The organism is Stenotrophomonas maltophilia group sp. P373 (genome assembly GCF_053295075.1).
On sequence record NZ_CM129994.1, the window covers coordinates 4,054,695 to 4,069,000 of the forward strand.

Here is a 14,306-nt window from a genome sequence, read left to right on the forward strand (position 1 = left end):
CGGAGCCGGGGGAGAATCGAGGGGTCTTCCGTCCCACCGCGTACCGCCATGACCGTGCTCCGCCAGACCACACCGCTGGACCATCTGCTGACCGAAGCGCAGCGCGCCTTGGACACGGTGTTCGGCAACCCGCCGGCAGCCCGCCCCTACCCGGCCGCGGACACCAGCGAGCCGGGCATGGACAACGCTGAACGCCGCCACGCGGCCGGGCTGATGCGGATCAACCACGTCGGCGAAGTCTGCGCACAGGGCCTGTATTTCGGGCAGGCCGCCGTGGCCCGCGACCCTGCCACGCGTGAACACCTGCTGGAAGCGGCCCAGGAGGAGACCGACCACCTGGCGTGGTGTGCCACCCGGCTGGGCGAGCTGGACAGCCGCCCGAGCCTGTTCAACCCGCTGTGGTACGCCGGCAGCTACACCATCGGCACCCTGGCCGGGCTGCGCGGCGACGGCTGGAACCTCGGCTTCGTGGTCGAAACCGAGCGCCAGGTGGAAGCCCATCTGGACGAACACCTGGTCGATCTGCCGGCCGGCGACCTGCGCAGCCGTGCGGTCATCGAGGTGATGAAGGAAGACGAAGCCCGCCATGCGGAGCACGCCGAGCAGGCCGGCGCACGCCGCCTGCCGTTCCCGATCCCGGGCGTGATGGCGCTGGCCTCCAGGGTGATGAAGACCATCGCCTACCGCATCTGAAGGGTCGCCCGCACCAACGGTGCGGGCCTACCAGGAGGTGCGGGGGGCGACGGTGGGGGCCCGACCGTTGGTCGGGCCATCAATCAGTTGGGCGAGACCAGCTTCAAGCCGATCACGCCGGCCACGATCAGGCCCACGCAGGCCAGGCGGGCCGGCGACGCACTGTCATTGAACAGGTAGATGCCGAGCACAGCCACGCCCATGGCACCGATGCCGGTCCAGATCGCGTAGGCCGTACCGACCGGGATGCTCTTCATCGCCTGGCTCATCAGGTACAGGCTGATCAGGGCCGATACCACCGTGGCAACGGTGGGCAGGGGTTTGCTGAAGCCGTCGGAGTACTTCATTCCGAGGGCGAAACCGATCTCGAACAGGCCGGCCAGCAGCAGGTAGATCCAGGGCATGGGTGGGGGCTCCTTACCTTTTTTGAGAAAAACGAAACGGCCCGGTGTTTTCACACCGGGCCGTGGGTCGGTACATCACCGTGGAACTGTAACGCGTGCGGGGCACTGGTTCCACGGGGCGGGTCGTCCCGCCTGGGTGGCGATGCCTGCGGGCATCGCACATGGGGCTTACTCGGACAGGTTCCGGCCGTGGAACAGCTCTTCGATCTCGCGCTTGAGCAGCGCTTCGATCTTCATGCGTTCCTTGAACGACAGGTTCTTGGCCTTTTCCTCGAACAGGTACTGGTCCAGGTCGAAGTCCTTCAGGTGCATCTTCGTGTGGAAGATGTTCTCCTGGTAGACGTTGACGTCGAACATCTCGTAACGCGACTTGATGTTCTTGGCCAGGAAGTTCTGGATCGAGTTGATCTTGTGGTCGATGAAGTGCTTCTTGCCCTTCACATCGCGGGTGAAGCCACGGACGCGGTAGTCCATGATCACGATGTCCGACTCGAGGCTCTCGATCAGGTAGTTCAGGGCCTTCAGCGGGGAAATGACGCCACAGGTGGCCACGTCGATGTCCGCGCGGAACGTGGCGATACCTTCCTGCGGATGGGTTTCCGGGTAGGTATGGACCGTGATGTGGCTCTTGTCCATGTGCGCGACCACGGCGTCGGAGATCAGCTCCTTGCCGGCCAGCTTCTTGTCGATCACCGGTTCTTCGGAGATCAGGATGGTCACCGAGGCACCCTGCGGATCGTAGTCCTGGCGGGCCACGTTCAGGATGTTGGCGCCGATGATCTCGGCGACATCGGTCAAGATCTGAGTCAGCCTGTCGGCGTTGTACTCTTCATCGATGTATTCAATGTAACGCTGACGCTCCTCTTCGGTGCGCGCGTAACACACGTCATAGATGTTGAAGCTCAGCGCCTTGGTGAGGTTGTTGAAACCCTGCAGCCTCAGGCGAGGCAACGGCTTGACCACGGCGGTCGATTCCTGTGTAAGAAGGGAAAGGGGGAATTATGGGGCAAACTGCCCCCGGGGGGAACGTGAAGACGCAAGAGTTCTGGCACACTGTTTGCCCTTAACAATTGCGCTGGTTAAGCTCCGCTATCGACCCCGTGAATCCGTTCATGCGCAGAGGGAGCGCTCCTATCGTGTCAACCGTGCGCCTAGCTAGCAGTCCACTGGCCCTGGATATCGCCACAATCGATCGTTTCCTGGCGCACAGCCACAGGCGGCGATATCCCACCCGTACCGACGTCTTCCGGCCCGGAGACCCGGCGGGAACCCTGTATTACGTCATCAGCGGCTCGGTTTCGATCATGGCCGAGGAAGATGACGATCGCGAGCTTGTGCTGGGCTACTTCGGTGCCGGCGAGTTCGTCGGCGAGATGGGCCTGTTCGTCGAATCGGACCGCCGGGAGGTGATCCTGCGGACCCGTACCGCCTGCGAGCTGGCTGAAATCAGCTACGAGCGCCTGCATCAGCTGTTCCTCGGCCCGCTGTCGGCCGATGCCCCGCGCCTGCTGTACGCGCTGGGCCAGCAGATTTCCAAGCGCCTGCTCGACACCAGCCGCAAGGCCAGCCGCCTGGCATTCCTGGACGTGACCGACCGGATCGTGCGCACCCTGCACGACCTGGCGCAGGAACCGGAGGCGATGAGCCACCCGCAGGGCAGCCAACTGCGCGTATCGCGACAGGAACTGGCGCGACTGGTCGGCTGCTCGCGCGAAATGGCCGGCCGCGTGCTGAAGAAGCTGCAGACCGACGGCCTGCTGCATGCCCGCGGCAAGACCGTGGTGCTGTACGGCACCCGTTGATTGCAAGGCAACCCAAGGCTGCCGAGCCATCCTGTAGAGCCGAGCCGACGCTCGGCTGCTGTCCGTCGAAGGCAGCCGCGCATGGGTTCAGCTCTACACGGCCCCTGCGCGGCCTGCTGGGCTAGGCTCGGGGCATGGAACTGAGCAGCGAATTCTGGTGGTTCATCCTCATCGGCCTGGGCGCACAGCTGGTCGACGGCGCGCTGGGCATGGCGTTCGGCCTGGTGTCTTCGTCGGTGATGCTGAGCATGGGCCTGCCCCCGGCACAGGTCAGCGCCAGCATCCACACCGCTGAAGTGTTCACCACGGGCGCCTCGGGTGTGTCGCACCTCGCAGCCGGAAATGTCGATAAGCGCCTGTTCCTGCGCCTGGCCCTGCCTGGCGCGGTGGGCGGTGCCGTGGGCGCGTACGTGCTCACGCAGATCCCGGGCGAGATCATCCGGCCACTGATCTACCTGTACCTGCTGGTGCTGGCGATCATCATCCTCGCCCGCGCGGCCGGACGCTGGATGCCCAAGGGCGAGATCCGCCGGGTACCGGTGCTGGGCTTCTTCGCCGGCCTGCTCGACGCCAGCGGTGGCGGCGGCTGGGGGCCGATCGCCACGTCCACCCTGCTCGCCCGGGGTGGCCAGGCGCGCACCACCATCGGAACAGTCAACGCAGCCGAGTTCGTGGTCACGTTGACGGTGTCAGCGACCTTCCTGTTGTCGATGGGCGTGCAGCACCTGCAGATCGTTGCCGGCCTGCTGATCGGCGGCATGATGGCCGCTCCGGTGGCAGCAATCCTGGTCAAGCGGGTGAAGGAGCGCTGGGTGCTGGTGGCCGTGGGCGTGCTGGTACTGGGCATCAGCCTGTTCCAGATCGGGCATGCGGTGTACGGGTACCTGGGGCGCTGAGCGCTTGCCGGCCAGCGGCCGGCACTACCGGAACGGAGAAGGGTCGGCACAACCGCGACGGAGAAGGGTAGCGCCGGCCGCTGGCCGGCAGATCCGTCATCGTGCGATGGGGTCAGAACCCCCATGGGATCTGGCCCCGGGCTACGCCTTGTCGCCGCCGCGATCCACGCATCCCCAGTTGAGGATGCGGGTGCCGGCCGGCAGCACGCGGCGGAAGAACGCCACCCGCCCCGGCTTCGGGTTCACCACCACCGGCGCCTTGGCCGCCAGCAGCAGCGGCAGGTCGGCGGTGCTGTCGGAATAGGCGATATCGATGTCGCCATAGCCGCGCTCGCGCAGCATGCGCATCTTCTCTTCGTTGTGGCAGTGACGGGTGGGACCGACGCCGCCCAGCCGCGGGCCGACCTCGGTGCCGATCACCGGCACATCCTGATGGGCCACGAAGGCCAGGATCGCGCGGGCCAGCTCCGGCGGCGCGCCGGTGGCAACCACCACGCGATCGCCTTTGGCGCGGTGCGCGGCGAACACTTCCAGCGCCTGCGGCAGCAGCTTGGCGCGCATCTGCGCCTGGTTGCGCAGCACGTAGGCGTCGATCACCTTGTTGAAATCGCGCGCACGGTGCAGGCCGAAGCTGCCGATCCACACATAGACCGAGATGCCCGCGCGACGGGTCGGCAGCATCGCCACCATCGGCCCGGCGATCGGCGTGACCAGCAGCGCCGCCAGCATGCGCAGCGGGTTGCGCTTGATCAGCGAGGCGAACAGGTGGGTACCCGAATCGCCGTCGTAGAGGGTGTGGTCGAAGTCGAAGACCACCAGCGGCGCATCCTCGCGCGGCGTCGGATAGTGCGTTGTCATGTTGCGAAGAATAGCTGACGCAGGCCCTCGCCCGGCTCTTCCACGCGCATGAAGGCCTCGCCGACCAGGAAGGCATGGATGCCGGCGTCGCGCATCAGCGCCACGTCCTGCGGGCCGAGGATGCCGCTTTCGGTGACCAGCAGGCGGTCACGCGGCACCGCCTGCTGCATATCCAGCGTGGTCTGCAGCGACACCTCGAAGGTGCGCAGGTTGCGGTTGTTGATGCCGATCATCGGCGCCGGCACCTGCAGTGCGCGCTCCAGTTCGTCGATGTCGTGCACTTCCACCAGCACGTCCATGCCCAGCGACAGCGCCAGTTCCGACAGCGTGGCCAGCTGGGTGTCGTCCAGCGCGGCGACGATCAGCAGGATGCAGTCGGCGCCCAGCACGCGTGCCTCGTACACCTGGTAGGCGTCGATCACGAAGTCCTTGCGCAGCACCGGCAGCGTGCAGGCTTCACGGGCCTGCTGCAGGTAGGTATCGGCGCCCTGGAAGAAGTCCACGTCGGTCAGCACCGAAAGGCAGCTGGCACCACCGAACTCGTAGCTGACCGCGATGTCAGCCGGCCGGAAGTCGGGGCGGATGACGCCCTTGGACGGGCTGGCCTTCTTCACCTCGGCAATCACCGCCGGGTCGCCGTTGGCCACGGCCGCCTGCAACGCGCGCACGAAGCCACGTACCGGCGGGGCGCTGGCCACGGCGGCCTGCAGCTCCTCGAGCGGGCGCTGGGCGCGGCGCTGGGCTACTTCTTCGGCCTTGCGGGCCAGGATCGTCTGCAGGATGTCGCTCATCGTCTTCGATTCGGTGCGGGGGCGCTGAGGACCGCCATTATCGGCCATCGACGGGGTCAGGCTGAACCGCGCGCTCAGGCAACCAGCGCGCGGGTGGTCTCCACATACTGCTGCAGGCGCTGGCGGGCGCTGCCATTGGCGATGGCGGCACGGGCGCGGGCCAGGCCATCACCGATGTCGCTGGCCACGCCGGCCACGTACAGCGCGGCGCCGGCATTGAGCGCGACGATGTCCAGCGCCGGGCCGGGCTCGTTGTCCAGCACCGCGCGCAGCACCTGGATGGACTGCTCCGGGCTGTCCACGCGCAGGTTGCGGCTGGCCGACATGGCGATGCCGAAGTCCTCCGGGTGGATCTCGTACTCGCGCACCTTGCCGTCGCGCAACTCGCCCACCAGGGTGCCGGCGCCGAGCGAGATCTCATCCATGTTGTCGCGGCCCCAGACCACCATGGCGCGCTCGGTGCCCAGCTCGCGCAGCACGCGCGCCTGGATACCCACCAGATCAGGATGGAACACGCCCATCAGCACCGACGGCGCGCTGGCGGGGTTGGTCAGCGGACCAAGGATGTTGAAGATGGTGCGCACGCCCATCTCGCGGCGGACCGGCGCGACGACCTTCATCGACGGATGATGGATCGGCGCGAACATGAAGCCGATGCCGGTCTGCTCGATGGCAGCGGCCACCTGCGCTGGCTGCAGCTCGATGGCCGCGCCCAGTGCTTCCACCGCATCGGCGCTGCCGGACTTGGACGACACGCTGCGGTTGCCGTGCTTGGCCACGCGCGCACCGGCCGCAGCCGCCACGAACATCGCGCAGGTGGAGATGTTGAAGGTGTGCGAGCCATCGCCACCGGTGCCGACGATGTCGACCAGGTGGGTGCTGTCGGCCACCGGCACCGCCAGCGCGAATTCGCGCATGACCGTGGCGGCGGCGGCGATCTCGTCGATGGTTTCCTTCTTCACCCGCAGGCCGGTGAGGATGGCGGCGGTCATCATCGGCGACACGTCGCCGCGCATGATCTGCCGCATCAGGTCGACCATCTCGTCGAAGAAGATCTCGCGGTGCTCGATGGTGCGTTGCAGGGCTTCCTGGGGGGAGAAGCTCATGGGAATGCTCCTTGGATCAGGCCGCCGGGCGCTGCAGGAAATTGCGCAGCAGGGCGTGGCCGTGTTCGGTGAGGATGGATTCGGGGTGGAACTGCACGCCTTCCACCGGGAACTGGCGGTGGCGCAGGCCCATGATCTCTTCGATCGAGCCGTCCTCGTTCTCGGTCCAGGCGGTCACTTCCAGGCAGTCCGGCAGACTGTTCTTGTCCACCACCAGCGAGTGGTAGCGGGTGGCCTGGTAGCGGTCCGGCAGGCCGGCGAACACGCCCTTGCCTTCGTGGCGGATCGGCGAGGTCTTGCCATGCATGATGTTGCCGGCGCGGATCACGGTGCCGCCGTAGACCTGGCCGATGCCCTGGTGGCCCAGGCACACGCCGAGGATCGGCGTGGTCGGGCCCAGCCGCTGGACCAGCTCCAGCGACACGCCCGCTTCGTTGGGCGTGCACGGGCCGGGCGAGATGACGATTCGCTCGGGTTTCTGCGCGGCGATCTCGTCCACGCTCATCGCATCGTTGCGCACCACCTTCACCTCGGCGCCCAGCGTCTGCAGGTACTGCACGAGGTTGTAGGTGAAGCTGTCGTAGTTGTCGATCATCCACAACATGGTCAGGTTCCGTCGCTTATCAGGAAAATGGCGTACACGTTTTCGGTGTAGGTGATGGGGCCGGCTTCGACCGACTCGGGCAGGCGGGAGCCCGTGGTCTCGATGCTGTTCATCGGTGCCTCGGGCGCGGGCGGCGAAGGCGGCGTCACCAGATCCCCACTGCTCGGCCAACTGCCGGCCTGGATGCCATAAGCAAAGTTCGGCGCTACGTCGGAAATGCTGTACAGGCCGCGCAGCCGGGTGCCGTAGGCCTTGGCCAGGCCCTGCGCGGACTGGCGGGTCTGGGCTGCGGCCTCGCCCTTGAGTTCGCGCCGCAACGCCGCTTCGCCCGAGTAGGTCGGCGCCATGCTGCTGACCTGCACGTTCTCGTTGGCCTTCAACGCACCCAGCACGTCCTGCATCGCCTTCACGCTGGCGAAGCTGGCGCGCAGCTGGCGCGACACGCGGGTACCGATGAAGACCTGCCGGTTCTGCTCATAGCGCGTCGCCGGGCCGATCCGCAGGTTGTCCGCACGCACGCTGCCCTCCACCGCCTTGTGCTGCTTGAACAGCGCCAGCACGCGGGCCACGTTGCCCTGCACGCGGCGGCGCGCGGCGTCGGCATCCATGTCGGTCTCTTCGATGTTCAACTGCAGGCCGAAGCGGTCGGGCATCACAGTGCGGGTGCCCTGCCCCTTCACCAGCAGGTGCGGCTGCGAGGGGATGGTGTTGGCCTGCGCCCACGCAGACGGGGCCATCGTGGCCAGCAGCGACGACCACAGCAATGCGCTCAGCAGCTTCATGCGGTACTCCTTGTCTTGAATGGGAACAGCGGAAGATGCCGTGGCGCAGGCCACGGCACGGGGAAACTCACAGGCCCTTGGCGGCCTGGGCGACGGCGCGGAACAGCGCACGGCCCTTGTTCATCGTCTCGTCCCATTCCTTGTCCGGGTCCGAGTCGTAGACGATGCCGGCGCCGGCCTGCACGTACAGGCGGCCATCCTTGATGACCGCAGTGCGGATCGCGATCGCGGTATCGGCATCGCCGTGCCAGCCGATGTAGCCGATGCTGCCGGCGTAGACGTTGCGCTTGATCGGTTCCAGTTCGCGGATCACTTCCAGCGCGCGGATCTTTGGCGCGCCGCTGACCGTGCCGGCCGGGAACGTGGCGCGCAGCACGTCGGCATAGCTCAGGCCCGGCTGCAGTTGGCCGGTCACTTCGCTGACGATGTGCATGACATGGCTGTAGCGTTCGATCACGAACTGCTCGCCCACTTCCACGGTACCGGCCCTGGAGACGCGCCCGGCATCGTTGCGGCCGAGGTCGATCAGCATCAGGTGCTCGGCACGTTCCTTCGGATCGGCCAGCAGCTCGGCTTCCAGTGCCAGGTCCAGCTCGGGCGTGGCGCCACGCGGGCGGGTGCCGGCGATCGGGCGCACGGTCACTTCGCCATCCTGCAAACGCACCAGGATTTCCGGCGAGGAACCAACCACCTGCAGGTCGCCGACATCGAGGAAATACATGTACGGCGAGGGATTCAACGCGCGCAGCGCGCGGTACACATCCACCGGGCGCGCCTTGAACGGCACGCTCAGGCGCTGGCTGAGCACCACCTGGAAGATGTCACCGGCGCGGATGTATTCCTTGCTGCGCTGAACCGCATCGACGAAGCCTTCGCGGGTGAAGCCGGAGACGAAATCCGATTCGTCCAGCACGTCGCTGTTGAGCGGCGCCGGATAGCCGGCACCCGGCGCACGCAGCTTCGCAGTCAGGGCATCCAGTCGCGCCTGCGCCTGCTCGAAGGCACCGTCGACACGCGGGTCGGCGTGCACGATCAGGTACAGCCGGCCCTTGAGATTGTCGAATACCGCCAGCTCGTTGGAGTCCAGCAGCAGGATGTCCGGCGTGCCCAGCTCATCACGGCCAGCCGGCGGGGCCAGGCGCGGCTCGATGTAGCCGATGCATTCGAAGCCGAACCAGCCGACCAGGCCGCCGGTGAAGCCCGGCAGGCCTTCCAGCTTGGGCACCGAGTGGGCGCTGCGCAGCGCCTCGACTTCGGCGAAGGGATCGGCTACCTCGCGGGTGTCCACCACCTGGCCGTCTTCGCGCACGGTCAGCGTATGGCCGTGGAAGGCATACACGCGGCGCGCCGGCAGGCCGATGATCGAGTAACGACCAAAGCGCTCGCCGCCTTCGACGGATTCAAACAGGTAGGTATTGGGGCCGTCGGCGAGCTTCAGATAGACCGAAAGCGGCGTGTCCAGGTCGGACAGCACTTCGCGGACGACGGGAATGTGGGTGTGGCCTTCAGCGGCCTGCTGCTGAAACTGAGCGTGCGAGTTCAAGACGACTTTCCTTCCGGGACACAGCGTTATGGGGGCGGACGACGGCAACGGGCCACCATCGCCACCAACGGCGTGCGGAAGAAAGAGTATGCGGGGTCGTCAGGCTGGACACCCCTTGACTGTATCGCAGCTTGCGCGGCAGGGGAACCCTGGGAAACTGAACCACCGGACGCCCGCAGTGGCCACGGGGACCGATGACTCTACCCCTGCCCCTCCAGCAACGGGCATCCGGTCGGCAGATGCATCCGCACCCTGCCCGGCACGCACTCGACGCGAAAGCGACGGGCCTGCACCGGTTCGCCGTCCAGATTCAGGGTCAGCGCCTTGGGCGCATCGATCTGCAGCCACGACAGCCGCGCCCGTGTGGCCAGCTGTTCCAGTGCGGCCTGGGTACCGGACTTCAGCATCTGGCCGAGGGTGGCGGCGACCTCCCCTTCCAGTTCCGGAAGCACGGTCACATCCAGCAGTCCATCATCGATCAGTGCCTGCGGGCACAGCTGCTGGCCACCGCCGGCCTGCCGGCCATTGCCGATGCCGAGCGCGATGAAGTCACCTTCCCACGCGAAATCCGGGCCGGACAGCCGCGCGGCGATCGGCTCGATGCGGCCCAGCTTGGCGATGCCGGTGATCACGTAGGCCAGCCCACCGAGCATCTTCTTCAATCCGGCATCGGTCTCCACCGTCACCTGCGTACCGAAGCCACCGCTGGCGAGGTTGGCGCACCACCAGGGCGTGCCATCGGCATCCACGCGCAACAGGTCGATGGACCGTGCCGGCACCTGGCCGATCAGCGCGAGGGCATCGCCGGGCTCGGTGGGAATGCCTGCCGACGTGGCGAAGTCGTTGGCGGTCCCCATCGGAATCAACGCCAGCGAAGGCAGCGCTTCCGCCGGTTCCTCACGATGGGCCAGCGTCTCGGCCACCGCGCTGAGCGTGCCATCGCCACCGGCCGCCACGATCACGTCCACGCCATGATTGATGGCCTCGGCAACGTAGCGTTCGGCGTCACCGTCTTCCCAGGTCACCCGCACCTCCAGCTGCACGCCCTGCCCGCGCCAATGGCCCACGGCGTCGCGCAGTTCATCGTTGCCAGCCGATTTGCCGTTGAGGATCAGGCGCCAGCGCGGGGTGGTCATGCGGTACTTCCAGGTCAGGGCGGCACAGGCTAGCAATGCACTGTTTGCCCGCAGTGAATGTCACGCAGGTGTCATTCAGCTGCTGGAGAATGGAAGGCCATAGCAGGGACGACGGATGGAGGCAGGATCAGCCTCCCACGCATGCAGCGAGGCCACGCCAGTGATTGGCGTGGCTTTTTTTTGGGGGGCGGGTACCCAGGGAGTGCGAACCAAGGTTCGCACCCACCACACGCCTCACCCGTTGGCGAAATCGTGCAATGCCTGGCCCTGCAGCCGGTACACGGTCCACTCGTCCTGCGGTTTGGCGCCGGCGGCGGTGTAGAACTCGATGGCCGGAGTGTTCCAGTCCAGCACCGACCATTCGAAACGGCCGCAGCCTTCGGCCACGGCCTGGCGTGCGATGTACTTCAGCAGCGCCTTGCCGGCGCCCGCGCCACGCTTTTCCTGGCTGACATAGAGGTCTTCCAGGTAGATGCCCTTGCGGCCCAGCCAGGTGGAGTAGTTGTAGAAATACACCGCATAGCCGATCGCTTCACCACCGGCTTCGCAGATCAGTGCACGTGCAGTGGCATCGGGTCCGAACAGGCTTTCGGCGATGCCGATCTCATCGGTCTGCACCGAATGCTCGGCCTTCTCGTAGATGGCCAGCTCGCGGATGAAATGCAGGATCAGGCCAGCATCGGCCATGGTGGCCGGGCGGATGTTCAACACGGCCACCGTACTCATGGCTCAGCCCCGTGCCGCAGCGACGTTCGCGCGCATCTGCGCGATCACGTCCTGGTAGCTGGTCCTGGCGTTGAAGATGGCCGAGCCGGCGACGAAGGTATCGGCGCCGGCGGCAGCGATCTCACCGATGTTGTCGGCCTTCACGCCACCGTCGATCTCCAGGCGGATGTCCTTGCCGCTGGCATCGATCATCTTGCGCACCACGCGCAGCTTGTCCAGCGCCGAGGGGATGAAGGCCTGGCCGCCGAAGCCCGGGTTGACCGACATCAGCAGCACCAGGTCCAGGTCATCCAGCACCCAGTCGAGGATGTCCACCGGGGTGGCCGGATTGAGCACGATGCCCGGCTTGCAGCCCAGCGAGCGGATCAGCTGGATGGTGCGGTGCACGTGCCGGCTCGCCTCCGGGTGGAAGCTGATGTAGGTGGCACCGGCCTCGGCGAAGTCCGGGATGATGCGGTCCACCGGCTCGACCATCAGGTGCACGTCGATCGGCGCGGTGACGCCGTGCTTGCGCAGGGCCTGGCAGACCATCGGGCCGATGGTCAGGTTCGGCACGTAGTGGTTGTCCATCACGTCGAAGTGGACCCAGTCCGCACCGGCAGCGAGGACGTTGTCGACTTCCTCGCCGAGGCGGGCGAAGTTGGCGGACAGGATGGAGGGGGCGATGAGGCAGTGGGACATGGCCGGGCCTTGCAACGAGGGGAAAGTGGGTCAGCGCTTGCGCAGGGACTTGATGCGGTCGTAGGCGGCATTGATCCGCCGCGACTTCTGCTCGGCCTGCTGCTGCAGCTCGGGGGCGGCGCCGCCAAGCTTGTCGGGGTGGTACTGCGAGATCAGCTTGCGGTAGGCGCGTTCGATCTCGGCATCGGTGGCTTCGGAAGTCAGCCCCAGCTCCCGGTACGGGTTCTCCTTGTTCAGGCGGAACCAGTCCGAATCAAAGGCATGGCCGATCAGCAGGCCGACCACCGCGCCGAACAGCGGATTGGGCCGGAACAGCAGGGCGCCGGCGATGAATCCGAGCAGTTTTCCGTACCAGCGCATGGCGCTCCGGGGTCGACCGACGAAATGGACGCTCATTTTACGTCACAGCGGGCCCGGAGGGCTTTACACTAGGCCGCCCGCTGGTCAGCGGGCCCGCCGGGTCCGTTGGGCAGCCGTATCGACAACGCCCCAGGAGTGCCCGTGCCAACCACGCTGTTGCAATCCGATCTCCCCGGCCTGCCCTTGCGCCACCGCGGCAAGGTGCGTGATGTGTTCGATATCCCGCGCGAGCGGCTGCCCGCAGGGACCCCGCCGGGCGACTACCTGCTGATGGTGGCCACCGATCGCCTGTCGGCGTTCGACGTGGTCCTGCCCGACCCGATCCCGGGCAAGGGCGAGATGCTCTGCCAGGTCTCCAACTTCTGGTTCGCCAAGACTGCGCACCTGATGCCCAACCACCTGACCGGCATCGACGTGGCCAGCGTGCTGCCCGAAGGCGTGGACCCGGCACTGTACGCCAAGCGCGCGGTGGTCACCCGCAAGCTGAAGCCGGTGCCGGTGGAAGCGATCGCCCGCGGCTACCTGATCGGCAGCGGCTGGAAGGATTACCAGCGCACCGGCAAGGTCAGCGGCATCGACCTGCCCGATGGCCTGCGCCAGGCCGAACAGCTGCCCGAGCCGATCTTCACGCCCTCGACCAAGGCCGCGGTCGGCGACCATGACGAGAACATCGATTTCGACGCGATGGTGAAGCAGGTCGGTGCGGAACTGGCCGAGCGGGTGCGCGACGCCACCTTGCGCATCTACAAGTTCGCCGCCGATTACGCCCGCGAGCGCGGCATCATCCTGGCCGACACCAAGTTCGAGTTCGGTACCGACGCCGATGGCCGGCTGTACATCATGGACGAGATGCTGACGCCGGATTCCTCGCGTTACTGGCCGGCCGACGAGTACGAAGTGGGCACCAGCCCGCCGAGCTACGACAAGCAGTTCGTGCGCGATTACCTGGAGACGCTGGACTGGGGCAAGACCGCCCCGGGTCCGAACATCCCGGCCGACATCATCGAGCGCACCCGCGCCAAGTACGCTGAGGCGCTGCAGCGCCTGGCCGGGATCAGCGTCGACTGATCCGCCTGCGCCCCCGGCCGGAAAGGCTGGGGGCGCGTTCGGTAGTGCCGGCCGCTGGCCGGCAACGTCGACGAACACCTGCAGCCAGGCATGGCCTGGCTCTACTGACGGGCCCGGCGGGAGTATGCTGGCCGCATGCAGACATCCACCGAGCTTGCGCGGCCGATCGACCGCTATTTCGCCAGCTACTCCGACGACCACCGCAACGTGATCAACCAGCGCATCCACGTGGTGGCGGTGCCGGCGATCCTGTGGTCGGTGGTGGCCCTGCTGTGGTGCCTGCCGCCGCTGATCACCTGGTTCCAGTACGGCATCTGGTCGGCGTTCGCGATGTTCAGCGCCTGGTGCTTCTACAACAAGCTGTCGCGCCCCCTGGGCATCGGCATGCTCGTCCAGTTCTTCGTGTTCGGCTGCCTGTGCCGCCTGCTGGAGGCCGAGATCGGCCTGCATGCGCTGCGCTGGCTGGCGGTGGGCGTGTTCGTGGTGGCCTGGATCGCGCAGTTCATCGGCCACACGTTCGAGGGTCGCAAGCCCAGCTTCCTGACCGACCTGACCTACCTGCTGATCGGCCCGGCCTGGGTGATGGCCAAGTTCTATCGCAAGCTCGACTGGCGCTACTGATCGCGGGCGGCCGACAGCGGCCGTCGTTTCCTGAACGGGCGAATTCCATCACCCACACTCCACGGCGGCCCTGCCAGCCTGCGCCGGTGACCCGCTCCCCGCTTCCCGTCCGTTGACGGCAGCCCCTGTGCGACAGGGCCTGCGGTCTCCCTGCGTGGGCGTAGGGTGTCCCCCGAGAGCAACCCGGGAGGGACCGCAGGAACGTGATGTTGCGCCGCAGAAAAAATGAATCAGC

Annotated in this window: 17 protein-coding genes; 5 read left to right on the forward strand and 12 right to left on the reverse strand. The window is 66.7% G+C overall.

Annotated features, from left to right (window positions below; genetic code table 11):
* The first annotated feature begins 48 nt into the window (after positions 1–48).
* Complete coding sequence (gene coq7, locus ACSYHF_RS18790; protein WP_005419813.1) at positions 49–693, forward strand: 2-polyprenyl-3-methyl-6-methoxy-1,4-benzoquinone monooxygenase; 645 nt, start codon at positions 49–51, stop codon at positions 691–693.
* Between the two features lie 83 nt (positions 694–776).
* Here the strand turns inward: coq7 and ACSYHF_RS18795 are convergent, their stop codons facing one another.
* Both ACSYHF_RS18795 and speD read right to left on the reverse strand, forming a co-directional pair.
* The gene (locus ACSYHF_RS18795; protein ID WP_134955738.1) at positions 777–1,097 is read right to left on the reverse strand and encodes a DMT family transporter; all 321 of its coding nucleotides are present in this window, start codon (positions 1,095–1,097) and stop codon (positions 777–779) included.
* Between the two features lie 168 nt (positions 1,098–1,265).
* Positions 1,266–2,060, reverse strand: a complete 795-nt coding sequence (gene speD / locus ACSYHF_RS18800; protein WP_005411315.1) for an adenosylmethionine decarboxylase — start codon at positions 2,058–2,060, stop codon at positions 1,266–1,268.
* Positions 2,061–2,209: 149 nt separating this feature from the next.
* Between speD and crp the strand changes: the two genes are divergently transcribed.
* Both crp and ACSYHF_RS18810 read left to right on the forward strand, forming a co-directional pair.
* Positions 2,210–2,899, forward strand: coding sequence for a cAMP-activated global transcriptional regulator CRP (gene crp / locus ACSYHF_RS18805; RefSeq protein WP_010482649.1), 690 nt, complete (start codon positions 2,210–2,212; stop codon positions 2,897–2,899).
* Positions 2,900–3,033: 134 nt separating this feature from the next.
* Complete coding sequence (locus ACSYHF_RS18810; RefSeq protein ID WP_134955739.1) at positions 3,034–3,795, forward strand: sulfite exporter TauE/SafE family protein; 762 nt, start codon at positions 3,034–3,036, stop codon at positions 3,793–3,795.
* Positions 3,796–3,936: 141 nt separating this feature from the next.
* On the opposite strand, the gene ACSYHF_RS18815 is transcribed toward ACSYHF_RS18810, so the two are convergent.
* The 10 genes from ACSYHF_RS18815 to ACSYHF_RS18860 form a co-directional block, all read right to left on the reverse strand.
* Positions 3,937–4,653: a haloacid dehalogenase-like hydrolase gene (locus tag ACSYHF_RS18815; RefSeq protein ID WP_005419826.1), complete on the reverse strand. Its 717-nt coding sequence runs from the start codon at positions 4,651–4,653 to the stop codon at positions 3,937–3,939.
* Entirely contained in the window at positions 4,650–5,444 is a 795-nt protein-coding gene (gene trpC, locus ACSYHF_RS18820) for an indole-3-glycerol phosphate synthase TrpC (RefSeq protein ID WP_005419828.1), read from the reverse strand. Before trpC ends, ACSYHF_RS18815 begins: the two co-directional genes overlap by 4 nt.
* Positions 5,445–5,518: 74 nt before the next feature.
* The gene (gene trpD, locus ACSYHF_RS18825) at positions 5,519–6,550 is read right to left on the reverse strand and encodes an anthranilate phosphoribosyltransferase (RefSeq protein WP_447575925.1); all 1,032 of its coding nucleotides are present in this window, start codon (positions 6,548–6,550) and stop codon (positions 5,519–5,521) included.
* Positions 6,551–6,566: 16 nt separating this feature from the next.
* On the reverse strand, positions 6,567–7,154 hold the full coding sequence (locus tag ACSYHF_RS18830; protein WP_235649033.1) for an anthranilate synthase component II: 588 nt from the start codon (positions 7,152–7,154) through the stop codon (positions 6,567–6,569).
* Positions 7,155–7,156: 2 nt separating this feature from the next.
* Entirely contained in the window at positions 7,157–7,936 is a 780-nt protein-coding gene (locus ACSYHF_RS18835; protein WP_053497688.1) for an SIMPL domain-containing protein, read from the reverse strand.
* A 67-nt stretch (positions 7,937–8,003) separates the two neighbouring features.
* Positions 8,004–9,479 (reverse strand): anthranilate synthase component I, encoded by a 1,476-nt coding sequence (trpE, locus tag ACSYHF_RS18840; RefSeq protein ID WP_065178876.1) that lies wholly within the window; start codon positions 9,477–9,479, stop codon positions 8,004–8,006.
* 200 nt (positions 9,480–9,679) lie between these two features.
* On the reverse strand, positions 9,680–10,615 hold the full coding sequence (gene yegS / locus ACSYHF_RS18845) for a lipid kinase YegS (protein WP_111129234.1): 936 nt from the start codon (positions 10,613–10,615) through the stop codon (positions 9,680–9,682).
* Positions 10,616–10,849: 234 nt separating this feature from the next.
* A complete protein-coding gene (locus ACSYHF_RS18850) occupies positions 10,850–11,332 on the reverse strand; it encodes a GNAT family N-acetyltransferase (protein WP_032954593.1) in 483 nt (160 codons plus the stop codon).
* A gap of 12 nt (positions 11,333–11,344) precedes the next feature.
* On the reverse strand, positions 11,345–12,022 hold the full coding sequence (gene rpe / locus ACSYHF_RS18855) for a ribulose-phosphate 3-epimerase (protein WP_005419843.1): 678 nt from the start codon (positions 12,020–12,022) through the stop codon (positions 11,345–11,347).
* Positions 12,023–12,052: 30 nt separating this feature from the next.
* The gene (locus ACSYHF_RS18860; RefSeq protein WP_005419845.1) at positions 12,053–12,382 is read right to left on the reverse strand and encodes a J domain-containing protein; all 330 of its coding nucleotides are present in this window, start codon (positions 12,380–12,382) and stop codon (positions 12,053–12,055) included.
* Positions 12,383–12,523: 141 nt separating this feature from the next.
* On the opposite strand from ACSYHF_RS18860, the gene ACSYHF_RS18865 reads away from it, so the two are divergent.
* Both ACSYHF_RS18865 and ACSYHF_RS18870 read left to right on the forward strand, forming a co-directional pair.
* Complete coding sequence (locus ACSYHF_RS18865) at positions 12,524–13,450, forward strand: phosphoribosylaminoimidazolesuccinocarboxamide synthase (protein ID WP_032954595.1); 927 nt, start codon at positions 12,524–12,526, stop codon at positions 13,448–13,450.
* Between the two features lie 135 nt (positions 13,451–13,585).
* Positions 13,586–14,071: an Mpo1 family 2-hydroxy fatty acid dioxygenase gene (locus ACSYHF_RS18870; RefSeq protein WP_053497697.1), complete on the forward strand. Its 486-nt coding sequence runs from the start codon at positions 13,586–13,588 to the stop codon at positions 14,069–14,071.
* Positions 14,072–14,306 lie beyond the last annotated feature (235 nt).